Here is a 12,398-nt window from a genome sequence, read left to right on the forward strand (position 1 = left end):
GCAACACACTCTCAGAAAAATCAAGATAAAATTAGCTTGAAACCCCCCATACAAAGCGACTGCGGCCGCTATCTATTGACGTGACTGTTGCCAAAACTATTTATAATAAGGCTGAAGCAAAATAAAATGAACAGTTTTAGAGTGGCAGTACATCAAACCGTCCACATAAACCTGATTACAAATCTTTGGCACCGTAAGTCTTATGAATACTTTACAATCAGAGTTGAGGAAAATGCGCTTAGTCATAGTTCAGTATGCCGGCGATTATGCAGAAGCCTTTGAGCGTTTAGCCAAAGGTGGAAGCGAAACATACTACGCTCAAAAATATTCTGTTGATGCCGTTACCGAGATGGCAAAACGAGCGGAGTCAGTAACGGTTATCTGCTGCATGGCACCAGAATTTAACGAGCAGGTTCTAGAAAACGGCGTACGAGCGATCGCTTGCGGATTTAGTTATCCAATTAATTCCCAAAAATTGATCGAATTAATTGCTGCACAAAATCCGACTCACTTAATCATGCGGACTGTCATTCCAGACGTTTTTAAGTGGGCAATTAAAAATAAAATTAGAACCCTCGCTGTATTTGCAGAATCTATTGCAACAACAACTTGGCGCAATAAAATCCGCAACTATTTCTTCGCTAAGTTGTTGAATAATAAGCAAATAGAATGGGTTGGGACTTACGGCATTACTTCATCTTTATTGTTCAAGGAAATTGGAGTAAAACCCGATAAAATAATTCCTTGGGATTTTCTGATAGAGACTAATCCAGGCTCTTTGTTGCCGAAAACAATTCCTGCTGGCATCAAAAGTTTGAAACTATTTTACGCAGGCTTGTTAATACAAAGCAAGGGAGTTGGCGACATCCTAGAAGCCGTAGCAAAGTTAAGAGAGCGGAATATATCAGTTCACTTAAAAATGGCAGGGAAAGGCGAAGAAGAGTTTTTTGCCCAGCGAGTCGAACAGTTGCAAATTAAAGATTCTGTAGAATTTCTGGGAATCGTGCCAACTCAGACTTTAGAACCTTTAATGAGAGAATCAGATCTCGTTTTAGTTACTAGCAGGCACGAATATCCCGAAGGTTTTCCGCTGACAATTCAGCACGCTTTACGCACTAGAACACCGATAGTAGCTTCGGATCACCCGATGTTTAAAACCCACTTGAAACACGGTATTAATTCGATGATTTTTGAGGCGGGGAACTCTCTGGCTTTAGCCGAATGTATCGAAAAAGTTATTTCTGATTCAGGGCTTTACCACAATATTTCTGTCGCTTCTCACTCAACCTGGCATCAGTTGCGCCTGCCTGTCAAATGGGCGGATTTGATCGATCGCTGGCTGGAGGATTCTCCTGAAAGCAAGCAGTCGTTATTTGAACAACGACTAGGTTCTGGAGCCTACAACTCAAGATAAAGTTAATAATTAGGTGGCGTTGCTTAATCAGGGTATGAAAACATAAGTTTAAAATCCAGAAACTGTGTCGAAAATGGTTTCTATGACTTGCATATTTTGCCTTGCATACCGTAAATCAGCAACGCCAATTAGGTCAACCTAATTAAACTTGAGTAGGACTTATATGTAGTCCTGTCATATAACCACCATCAGGCAAGTAGTGAGGACGAAGAGTCGTTTCTTAAATATTTTAGTAAATCACGACTCTTCGTCAGTCCTGTCCTATTTAGTTGTCATTTTGCGTTCATTTTTTGCAGAATCTGCTCTCCGCGCCTAGCAGCAACTTGTGGCCAAGTGAATTCCAAAGCTCGCTGGCGGGCGACGGCTCCCATCTTAGCACGCAACTCAGGAGAATGAGATAGTTTTCGCAGTCCCTCCACCCAGGCGTCTGTATCGTAAGGATCGAGAATTATGCCGTCAATACCATCACGCACAACACCGCCTCCTCCCATCGGGGAAGCGAGAATCGGCAAACCGTGACCCATTGCTTCATAGATAACGAGTGCGCTACCTTCCTCCAGACTGGGAAAGGCAAAAAAGTCAGCTTGGCGATAGGCAGAACTGTAGTCCAAGGCATAATCAAAGTGAACTACATCAGGACGTTCCAGCAAATGGCTGCAAGTTTGAGCGATCGCCGGTTCGAGTTTGCCAAAAATTGTCAGTTTTCCCTTAATCCCTGCTCGCTCCCAAGCCTGCAAAAGCAGGTGAGTCCCTTTGCGGACGCAGGCAAAACCTAAGAAAAGGATGTTAACTTCCTCTGACGGCGGTTTTTGGGATTGATAATTCGGGAAACGCTCTGGCGACCAACCTTCTGTCGTTAAAAGCAGTTTCTCTTCAGGCACTCCGGCTTCTTGAAACGATTTTACTACTGCCGGACTGGGACAAAACAGAAAGTCAACTACCTTGAGTTTTTGCTCTTCAATCTGAATTGTTTCTGGGGTAATTTGGTGTTGAGGTTGCAATTCCAAGCGAGAGTAAGCATCGTCCAGAATACTCTTAGCTTGCCTTTGACAAGTATTAACTCGCTCCCAAAAAATTGGCTTACTTTGCTTGTTAACGCTCTTTACAGTATCTAATGAGATACCGGGCCACAAGTAGGCAGCATCAAAATTTTTGATATCTTTGAGAAAACGCTTCTCTGCCTTGATTTTGGGAAGACTAGGGCTGAGGTAATAAAGTTTTTTCAGAAATGAGGGAATTGCTTCAACTATATTGGAGTCGCGGCACGAGCGATCGCAACTCGGGACAACCATGCGAGCCTTCAGCTCAGGGTCTTGCCATTCTTTGCACACTGAAAAAAATACGTGGCTGATGGCTCGGTCATTGCAATGGATTGGAAATAAAGCACTCAGTTTTAACATAGCGTTAATCTTCCGTTCACTAAAGTTTTTCTGCTTTTATCTAAACATTGAGATCGGACATGGCTCCTCGGTTTGGCGAGCAGTCTCGTTTTATTTAAAAGGAGGTTCCGTAACCTGACAGTAATTGTACTCTGAAAGGATAACACTTAAGTGAAATCACTGACAAGGCCCTAAAAAATAACTATATATTTTCGTTATAAATCATTAAAAAGTAGCATCTAAAACGAACTAATTTTTTTAAATCTGTTTAGTTTCCTACTAAATATGAGTTTTCAACCATTTGTTAAAACTTGGAGCTTAAAATTCCTGCGACACATACTCAACCCCGGGATATTACTGACTAAAATAACTGACGCAAAGCAATTGGGTTACAGCCCCCCCGATCGCGGTCGTGGATCAGCTCTCACTCCAGGGGGGGTGACAAATATATAGCAGTGCTCAATAAAGTGAGGTATGCCCTATGCCCTAGATTCGAGAGCACCTCATGTTACTGAGAAAGGCTCTAGCTAGGAATCATGCCGCTCGCCTGGTTGCCGCCCGCTCGACCCCGTTGATAAAAGTAACGCTGATTACGATACGAGTTAAATTCATTAACTCTTCTACAGGTGAGTATATTTAGCAGTTCCGTCTTTAGTATGGTAAATGTTTAGGAAACAGCCAAAAAAGCAAAGCTCGAATTTAAAAAACATGAAAATTGCTAAACCCAAATGCACTGCGTTTTATAAACTTTAACTTATTATTAATTCCCTAAATACTTAGCGCAATTATTTGTTAATAATAATAATAAACCCTGACTAATCTAGTTTGCATCGGCAGGTTTTTTTTCGATATGCGCTCGCATTTGACTCATGTAAATTTAGGTAAAATCATATTATAGCTGGCGATCCCTCGCACCATTTTTTTTTAGAAGTCTAATAAATACTCTAGCTCTTAAAAAAATAACCTCAAAACTTGATTGGCAATACATTCTTTTATCGAAGGCTATACCCATGCACTTAAGTTGTAGTCTCGGGTATATTCTAGGGGCAATAATTATTAATAAAAGTTAGGCAATTATGTTTCATTTTTTTTGTACGTTCGTCTTACTTTTGATGACAAATAACATTATTAATAACGTTCGCTATTTTCGCTTTTTTTAGGAAAACTTACTGCGTAAGTACCTGCGTATGTTTTTATGTATCAGCTATTAACTATTAATAATTTTAGAATTTTTAAACTAAAAATAATTAAAAATACAAAATATATTAATTAACCTTTTTTATTTAAATTTCTCAGCTATTCCATTAAGTTTAATCTCCTTTTTATTTAAAATTTTATGACATTTTTTAGCGTTTTTTTATACTATGTCTTTCTTATTGTGACTTTTAAACTAAATATAGTCTAGTCCCAAAACGATATCGGCAAATATTTATAAAAATTTTTTCTATTTTTAAGATTTCTTATTTTTTATTTAAATGCTGTTCTTTTTTCGTGATTTATCTTGGACTCCAAGCTCTGCTATAAGTTTAGCAGACACGATCAATAACTCAACTTTTTTGTAAAGTTTTGCTAACAATCTAGCACTACTTAAGTGATACTTGCTATAAAAGTATCGTCATACCGAATTATACCTAGAGTGATTCTAGGTAAGCGCAATCTCAAGAATGTTCTAACTGCGGGAAGGTGGCCTGTCAAAAGTCTATCCACACCTACTCATGTTTGTGAGTGTGGATGTATTTTAGATAGAGATCACAAGGCCGCGAAGAATATCCTGAGTCGGAGATTAAGTACCGTAGGGCTTACGGGCAATTGGGGGTGAAGCCCTACACGCTTGTGGAGAGCTGACCGCTACTAATGTTAAAGCAATTCGCTTATCGGCAAGTTGGCTCTATGAATCAAGAATCCTCGTGCCTTTAGGTCGGGGAGTGTCAATAAATAGGTTGCTGAAGTCAGTAATTGCAACGATGAATCTTAGAGGAGTGGGGGATTTATCTCATCAGAGTTTTTACTGATACAACTCTTCAGTGTCAAGGTAAAAATTTCTTGTCAAGGCTTGTATTAATTGAGCTTGGCAATTTTAACATCTGAGAGTTATTCACAGCCATTTTTTAGCCTGCAAATTCACATCTAATGTACTGAAATTTTTCAGGGGCAACTATCATGGCAAATTTATTCGGAAACAATCTTGCTAACAACCTTACTGGAGGTGTAGCAGCGGACAATATTTTTGGGGCTGGTGGAAATGACATCCTCAATGGGGGTGGTGGTAACGACAATATCTATGGCGATTCGGGAAATGACTTGCTAACTGGTGGCGCAGGTCTAGATTTCATGTACGGTGGGGAAGGCGACGACACCTTTAATGCAACTGGAGAGGGTAATGACAACCTCTTCGGTGGAATTGGTAACGACGTTTACCTGGTCAACAGGACCACCGACAATCTGGTTGAGGATTCCAATCAGGGCATCGATATTGTCCGGTCTTCTGCCAGCTATACCCTCGATGCTAACGTGGAAAACCTAGTCCTCACCGAAGCTGCCAATATCAACGGTACGGGTAACGTCCTCGGCAACCAAATCACGGGTAACAGCGGCAACAATACCCTCAATGGTTTAGCTGGCAATGACAACATAGCTGGGGGTGCTGGCAATGACAACATAGCTGGGGGTGCTGGCAATGACAACATAGCTGGGGGTGCTGGTATTGACCGATTCCTCTTCAATACGGCTCTTCCTGGGGCTGGTGTAGATACAATCAATGACTTCGTGGTTGGGACCGATAAAATTGTCCTGGACAAGACAGTTTTCGCAGCTCTCGAAACGGGTGCTGGTAATATTTTGCTGGCTGGAGACTTTTCGACAATCAATGCGGCTGCCGCAGTCGAAGTCGGCGTAGCAGGAAACAGCTTGGATGAGATTGTTTACAACCGTCAGACTGGCAAGGTGTGGTACAACCAGAACGGTAATGCGCCAGGCTTTGGGGTAGGTGGTGGTCTGTTTGCCACAATTGTGGGTTCTCCGGATAACCTCTCCAATACAGACTTCCTCGTCGTGGCGTAGTCATAAGCAGTGAAATAGAAGCCCGGTTTCTTCAAGAAACCGGGTTTCCGAGCTTGGCTTTAAACAGAACGACCTCAAAAAAGAGCTTTTGAGGCCGATCGACTGCTATGAGCGATCGACTGCTATGAGCGATCGACTGCTATGAAAATATCGACTGCTGTGAAAATATCGACTGCTATGAGCGATCGACTGTTGTGAAAACATCGGCTACTGTGAAACGATCGACTACCATACGCGATCGCTAAAAGAAGTCAAATAGGTTCTATAAATTCAAAAAACCCGGTTTTTCAAGAAAACCGGGTTTTTGAGTCTAAAGAGTTTTAAGTTAACCTGCTAACTCAATTCGATCGCCGACTGTTAGGTGATTCGTAGTAAACTCCAGAACCTGTATCGGAGACAAAATGACAATCCCAGTAAGAGCGAATAAAGCTCTTCCAAATTGGATCGGTTGACTTGCGATAATAATCGCCCAACACTGGCTTGATGGCTTCCGTTGCTTCCTTCAAGTGATAGTGCGGCATCGTCGAGAAAATGTGGTGGGCTACGTGAGTCCCGATGTCGTGATGGATGGAATTGATGATTCCGTAGTCGCGATCGATCGTAGACAATGCACCTTTCAAGAAATACCAATCTTTACCGCGATACCAGGGAATATCGGCTTCTGTGTGGTGCAGGAATGTTACCAAATCCAGCCACATCACGAACACTACATAGGGAACCAAGTAGAACTTGAGTAAAAACAGCCAACCAAACTGATAGGTTAGCGCGCCTAAAAAGCCTACCATCAGTACCAAGGATGCGGAACTCGTCAACACATCCCATTTTTCGGACGGACGGAAAAGCGGGCTACCGGGCATGAAGTGAGAACCTGGCCGCTCGCCCGATCCGCGAAACAGATAAATTGGGTAGGCAAATAACATCAAATAGAAGCGTCCCAGCTTTTCGTACCAGCGCATTTGTTCGTAATGGCTCTCCGACACGGGATACCAGCTTTCATCGTTATCTAAGCTGCCTGTATTCGCGTGGTGGGTTCTGTGACTGATCCGCCAACCGTGGAAGGGCACCAGAATTGGAGCGTGGGAGAGGTGTCCGATCAGGTTGTTGAGCCATTTGCTCTTAGAAAATGAACCGTGTCCGCAGTCGTGGCCCACTACAAACAATGCCCAAAACATGGTTCCCTGCATCAACCAAAAGATTGGGTAAAAAAGCCAGGAATCGAGGGTGTAGGCGATCGCATACAAACCTGCGATGATGCCAATATCTAAAAAGAAATAAGCCAGAGATTTCCATGCCGATGGATCAAAACAGTGGGCTGGAATGGCTGCCTTGATATCAGCAAGAGTAAAAGGTAACTCTGTTGTACGAGAGAACGAGTCTTGATTGCTCGGGGGATTGAGAACAGTATTTGATTGCACGAAGTTTCCGATTTAAGCTGACTTGAGAAACCGCATTCCGCCTTGTAACAGTCAATCGATTTTAGATTTTAGATTTTAGATTTTAGATTCACTCCACAGATGAATCTGGGGGCTTAACTAAGATCTAAATTTTTTGGCTCTTCCCGACATGAGTCGGGGGGTTGTATCCCTATGCAGGTGAGGTAACATTCAACCTGCAAGGAGCCATATTTTTACTCTGCAAGGGTTTCTAAAGTTCTTTAGTTCGCAGGATTAGCCCGTCCGCGATTCTCAAGCAAGTTGGCTTGTGGAATACTTGTGTGGGAAAAATTAGTGCGATCGACCCTGTTATCTGAAAAAATCTCATGTGCCCGTTGTTGGTGCGAAATGCGACTTCCATCTGAGAGTGGACATCTGGAGGAACTACCTCCAGTCTGCAGGTAGCATACAGCGTTTCGAGCAGGAATTGTGAACGAGAGTGTAGGGAAAAACCATCGATTTTAGATTGGCGATTTTAGATTCAAGCACAAATCTCAAATCTCCAATCTCCAATTCTCCAATCTCAAATCTCCAATCCGAGGGTTGGGTTTCACACAAGTTCTACCCAAGCGAGTGTTCACTACAGTTCACCAAGTCTGCAAGAATTGCTAAAGCTAAGTTAATGTAACATTTCTACACACATTCTGGCAATGACTTACCAGAAAAACTTGAAAATCCCTAAATTGCGGAAAGTAACGGGCGATCGCTTTCTCGCTTTTTGATTTTCTAGGTTCCAGCTTTTTCTAATATGAGCTTAGACCGTTTTACCATTTCTGGAACGTCGATGGGATAATCACCAGTGAAACAGGCCGAACAAAAACTCATCGGGTCTTCGTTAGTCGCCTTCAGCATTCCATCCCAACTCAAGAAAGCCAAAGAATCAACCCCAATTTGGACGCCGATTTCTGCGACTGACTTAGTAGCAGCAATCAACTGATCTTGATTGTCGGTGTCGATCCCGTAGAAACAAGGATGTGTCACCGGTGGCGAAGAAATTCTCATGTGAACTGCCGTTGCGCCCGCATCCCGCAAGGCTTTGACGATTTTGCGACTGGTAGTGCCGCGCACGATCGAATCATCGATAATAATTACTCGTTTTCCTTCCAACACATCTTTGAGAGGGTTGAGTTTCATGCGGATTCCTGACTCCCGCATTGTCTGAGTCGGTTGAATAAAAGTGCGCCCCACGTAGCGGTTTTTAATCAATCCTTCGGCGTAAGGAATGCCGGAAGCTTGAGAAAAGCCGATCGCCGCTGGGATTCCAGAATCAGGAACGCCGATGACTATATCAGCATCAGCCGGAGATTCTGCTGCCAACAAACGCCCGATCCGCAGTCGGTAGCTGTATAAACTTTCACCTTCCATTTGGCTGTCGGGTCGAGCAAAATAGATCATTTCAAAGATGCAAAGTTTGCGCTTTTGTTGCTGACTCCAGTGGAAGGAAGCCATACCTTCCTCTGTAATCCAAACTAATTCCCCCGGTTCTACGTCCCGCAAAAATTCAGCACCAATAATATCCAAGCCACAAGTTTCCGATGCTAAAACGTATCGTACCGGAGTTGTGGGGAGGATGCCAATTACCAACGGGCGGACGCCCTGGGGGTCGCGGACTCCCATCACGCCTTTGGGGGTGGCGATCGTCAAACTAAAGGCTCCTTGGCACATAGCAAAGGCGCTGATCGCTGCTTCCAGCCAGTCTTTGCCCTTGTCTACCTCCGAACCGATCGCCACTGCGATCGCCTCTGAATCCGTCGTGCTGACAAACTCGCACTTCCGAGACAGCAATTCTTCGCGCAATTCTTTTGTATTGACAAGATTCCCGTTATGTGCTAGAGCCAGACTTCCCAAACGAGTTTCGACAACCACAGGCTGAGCGTTGACCACGCGCGAGGAGCCGGTAGTAGAGTAGCGAGTGTGGCCTACGGCTAAGTTACCGGGCAAGTGACCTAAACTCGATTCGTTGAAGACTTGGGAAACCAGTCCCATATCTTTGTGCAGGTGGACTTTTTCACCGTCAAAGGTGGCAATTCCTGCTGATTCCTGACCCCGGTGCTGCAAGGCATACAAACCGAAGTAGGTCAACTTGGCGACATCTTCACCCGGTGCGTAGATACCGAAAACGCCACAAGCTTCCTCGGGCTTGTCGGGTTTGCTAGAATGCTCGTCAGCCGCGAAGGAATGGTTGGGAATCATAGATGGGTGGGTTCCTAATGGGGAAGGTGGGTTAGGGGGACAGTTTCAGCGGGAAATCTTGTTTGCGAAAGCGTCGCATAACTTAACATTCCCTTAATCTTGCCACGGATCTGTCATTATTTCCAACTCGTGTAGCATTTCAGACAGAAGCGATGCGGCGTTTAATGGCATTGTAGTATCGATCGCCGCCAAATCCTATACTAACCTTGATTAACGGCAGGCGAGGGATTCGGTGATAGAAAAATACTGTTGGCGAATTCGCCAAGGGTGTTACCCCTCACATCTGGAATGCAGCATTTGGGTTCGCTCTTGCTAGTTAATAGCTATATGGTTAATTAAACATTTAGTCCCGAGCCACCATTTTTAGGGGTGAGGGGTGAAACCATTTTTAAATTCGCCAACAGTCTCTTGAAACCGCTTAAGAGTCAAACTCTCTTCCCAGCAGAGGGGAACGAAAAAATAGGCGATCGTGCAATGGCAAATAAATTAGTAAATTGCTTGAGTGGCTTTTTGAAATATTAGGATTTAAGGGCGATCGAGCTTGACTTATTCATAAAATTGACCTACTATATCATCATGGGAATCTGTGTGGTTATGTAAAGTCAATTTGGGCGCGATAGAGTATTAAGTAATGTCAATAGGAGTGAACCGTGGGATGGAGATTTGGCAGCCTGAAAAATTTTCCTAATCTACAAAGTCAATCAGCTTCATCTCCTGACAAAACTTCCTCTAAATCTCTCGCTGCGTGCAGAATTCTCACTACCTCAATATAGTTATCAAAAGACAGATAGAAAATCAGATAATTTTCAAAGCCCCTAACGGATAATCTTCGCAAACCCTCCAACCGTGGATTTTGAACCGGATACAGGCGACCCATTCCCGACATTTGAGCCAATTTCGCAAATGTCTGACGTGCTGCATCAAAAAAACGCAATGCAGCATCAAGATTATTTTGAGCAATATAAGCAAAATTTTCGTCTAAATCTTGACTTGCTCTTGGTGTAATGACAATCCGTTTAGTCATTGCTGCTGTCGGTCAAGTTTCTGCACCAACTGAGCGCGTTTTTGCTCCCACCAATCATCGGTAATCTCTATAGAACTGCCACTATCCAAACCAGCCAACAATAACGACTCAACCCGCGCGGCTCTTGCTTGTTCTTGGCGAATTAGGTGCAAAATGTATTCCGCTGCATTACTGTAGCCTCCGATTGCCACTTGTTCGTTAATAAAATTTTGAATTGAATCGGGAAGAGGAAGATTGAGGGTCATATTTTTTATCCTTCCTGATGTGTGACCTTGGCATATTTTAACTATTATAGGACTTATGCACGGGTGGTCAGAAACCGGGTTTTTTTGCCCAGAAGACGGGCTACAGACCACAAAAACTGCAAAAAACCCGGTTATGAAGGTTTTGATGCGTCCAGGACTATATTTATAAACCAGGTTGAAACCGCCAAGCCTTAAAAGAAAAATCCTCGCGGGAGACTACTGTACAGCAACGGAAACCGGAGACTAGGCGGAAACCAAAGCCACGCGAAAACCGATGTCTGAGTAACGATCGCCCGCCGAATTGCTAAGACGATACGCACTGCGACAATTCACCGCAGTGTCGTTCCAGGAACCGCCACACCGCACCGGGCGATCGTTGCGATCGTTGTCGAGATGACTGCACCATTCCCAAACATTTCCGTGCATATCATAAAGTCCAAAAGCATTGGGATCAAAACTCCCGACATCCGTTGTTTGTTTGCGGAAAAGTCCCTTCGATGCCCCAGCGTAGGGATTATTGCCATTATAATTAACTAAATCTGAGGTAATTGTTTCACCAAAAGAGAAAGGTGTTTTAGTTCCGGCGCGACAAGCATATTCCCATTCCGCTTGTGAAGGTAAACGATAAGTCTTGCCTGTTTTTTTAGAAAGCCGCTTGCAGAATTCCACAGCATCATTCCAGCTTACTTTTTCGACAGGAAGTTTCGCACCTTTGAACTCAGAAGGGTTATTTCCCATCACCGCTTGGTATTGTTCTTGAGTGATCTCGTATTTACCCATAAAAAAAGCAGGCATATTCAGGGTACGCTGCGGCCCTTCATAGCTACTTCGTCCGGCTTCCGTATCGGGGGAACCCATCAGGAAACTGCCGCCAGGAATTGCTACTATGTCTAGAGTAATACCATTCCCCATATTTTCTATAAAAACCCGTGCTTGTCCTTGACGGCGGTTGGCGATTTGCCCCGTTGAGTTGACTGTCACTATTTCAAAAGTAAAGCTTTTTAAAGCATTGGAAAATGGCTGAGGTTTTGGAGTTTCTGGTGCGGGTTTTGGAGATGGTTTTGGAGATGGTTTTGGCGATGGACTTTCTGCTACAGATTGTGGAGATGGTTTTGGCGATGATTTTTTAGCTGTAGTTTTTGGAGATGATTTTTGAGCTGATGATTTAGGAGATGGCTGCTCATTTTTGGATGAAGGTGGAAGATTTGGTGAAGATGAAGAAGATTTGTTGTTCAACAAACTTTGACTCAGCAGGGCTAATGCAAATCCTCCCCCAGCAAAACCCGCTAATTGCAATAAACCTCGCCTTGTTGTGTTAGTTTGTAACGGCAAAGAGTGTTGTGGAATCACAGGGACTGTGGGGTTTAGTATCGGTGCGGGAGTTGGTATTGACTGACGTTGAAAATCTATTAAAACTTCATCTGCTGATTGATAGCGCTGCTGGATATCTTTTGCCAACAACTTAGATAAAATCATTTCCAATCCCTTGTCTATGGGACTTTTCAAGTGTTGCTGCCAATTTCCTGTCCAACTATAACCGTGTTCCGTCCACAAACCATAAGGATGTACCCCCGTCAGTAGATGAAAAGCCGTCGCCCCCAAACTGAACAAATCGCTTGCTGCATAAGCTTCACCCCCTTGCATTTGTTC

Annotated in this window: 9 protein-coding genes and 1 pseudogene; 3 read left to right on the forward strand and 7 right to left on the reverse strand. The window is 43.7% G+C overall.

What is annotated here, in order from left to right:
- The first annotated feature begins 202 nt into the window (after window positions 1–202).
- Window positions 203–1,414, forward strand: a complete 1,212-nt coding sequence (locus tag QUB30_RS06805; RefSeq protein ID WP_333330931.1) for a glycosyltransferase family 4 protein — start codon at window positions 203–205, stop codon at window positions 1,412–1,414.
- A 272-nt stretch (window positions 1,415–1,686) separates the two neighbouring features.
- On the opposite strand, the gene QUB30_RS06810 is transcribed toward QUB30_RS06805, so the two are convergent.
- On the reverse strand, window positions 1,687–2,814 hold the full coding sequence (locus tag QUB30_RS06810; protein WP_333330934.1) for a glycosyltransferase family 4 protein: 1,128 nt from the start codon (window positions 2,812–2,814) through the stop codon (window positions 1,687–1,689).
- A gap of 678 nt (window positions 2,815–3,492) precedes the next feature.
- Entirely contained in the window at window positions 3,493–3,558 is a 66-nt protein-coding gene (locus QUB30_RS33770) for a hypothetical protein (protein WP_445300470.1), read from the reverse strand.
- An 891-nt stretch (window positions 3,559–4,449) separates the two neighbouring features.
- Here QUB30_RS33770 and QUB30_RS33775 point away from each other — a divergent pair.
- Window positions 4,450–4,710: pseudogene (locus QUB30_RS33775) on the forward strand (zinc ribbon domain-containing protein); the annotation flags it as partial.
- A 243-nt stretch (window positions 4,711–4,953) separates the two neighbouring features.
- Window positions 4,954–5,853, forward strand: coding sequence for a calcium-binding protein (locus QUB30_RS06820; RefSeq protein ID WP_333330937.1), 900 nt, complete (start codon window positions 4,954–4,956; stop codon window positions 5,851–5,853).
- 338 nt (window positions 5,854–6,191) lie between these two features.
- Here QUB30_RS06820 and QUB30_RS06825 read toward each other — a convergent pair whose 3' ends face one another.
- From QUB30_RS06825 to QUB30_RS06845, 5 genes are all read right to left on the reverse strand, one after another.
- Window positions 6,192–7,268, reverse strand: a complete 1,077-nt coding sequence (locus tag QUB30_RS06825) for a DUF3474 domain-containing protein (RefSeq protein WP_333330940.1) — start codon at window positions 7,266–7,268, stop codon at window positions 6,192–6,194.
- A gap of 744 nt (window positions 7,269–8,012) precedes the next feature.
- Window positions 8,013–9,479, reverse strand: a complete 1,467-nt coding sequence (gene purF / locus QUB30_RS06830) for an amidophosphoribosyltransferase (protein ID WP_333330943.1) — start codon at window positions 9,477–9,479, stop codon at window positions 8,013–8,015.
- A gap of 697 nt (window positions 9,480–10,176) precedes the next feature.
- Window positions 10,177–10,503: a type II toxin-antitoxin system RelE/ParE family toxin gene (locus QUB30_RS06835; protein WP_333186360.1), complete on the reverse strand. Its 327-nt coding sequence runs from the start codon at window positions 10,501–10,503 to the stop codon at window positions 10,177–10,179.
- Window positions 10,500–10,748, reverse strand: coding sequence for a type II toxin-antitoxin system ParD family antitoxin (locus QUB30_RS06840; RefSeq protein ID WP_333330946.1), 249 nt, complete (start codon window positions 10,746–10,748; stop codon window positions 10,500–10,502). The genes QUB30_RS06835 and QUB30_RS06840 overlap by 4 nt, the downstream gene beginning before the upstream one ends.
- A gap of 243 nt (window positions 10,749–10,991) precedes the next feature.
- Window positions 10,992–12,398, reverse strand: a 1,407-nt coding sequence (locus QUB30_RS06845) for an SUMF1/EgtB/PvdO family nonheme iron enzyme (RefSeq protein ID WP_333330949.1), incomplete at its 5' end; no start/stop codon positions are given.

Source organism: Microcoleus sp. BROC3, assembly GCF_036702515.1.
Classification (GTDB): domain Bacteria; phylum Cyanobacteriota; class Cyanobacteriia; order Cyanobacteriales; family Microcoleaceae; genus Microcoleus.

What these genes read in the sequence shown, in the direction of transcription:
- QUB30_RS06805 (WP_333330931.1), top strand. Translation starts at nt 203, where the DNA reads ATGAATACTTTACAATCAGAGTTGAGGAAAATGCGCTTAGTCATAGTT.
- QUB30_RS06840 (WP_333330946.1), bottom strand. Translation starts at nt 10,748, where the DNA reads ATGACCCTCAATCTTCCTCTTCCCGATTCAATTCAAAATTTTATTAAC.
- QUB30_RS06820 (WP_333330937.1), top strand. Translation starts at nt 4,954, where the DNA reads ATGGCAAATTTATTCGGAAACAATCTTGCTAACAACCTTACTGGAGGT.
- purF (WP_333330943.1), bottom strand. Translation starts at nt 9,479, where the DNA reads ATGATTCCCAACCATTCCTTCGCGGCTGACGAGCATTCTAGCAAACCC.
- QUB30_RS06810 (WP_333330934.1), bottom strand. Translation starts at nt 2,814, where the DNA reads ATGTTAAAACTGAGTGCTTTATTTCCAATCCATTGCAATGACCGAGCC.
- QUB30_RS06835 (WP_333186360.1), bottom strand. Translation starts at nt 10,503, where the DNA reads ATGACTAAACGGATTGTCATTACACCAAGAGCAAGTCAAGATTTAGAC.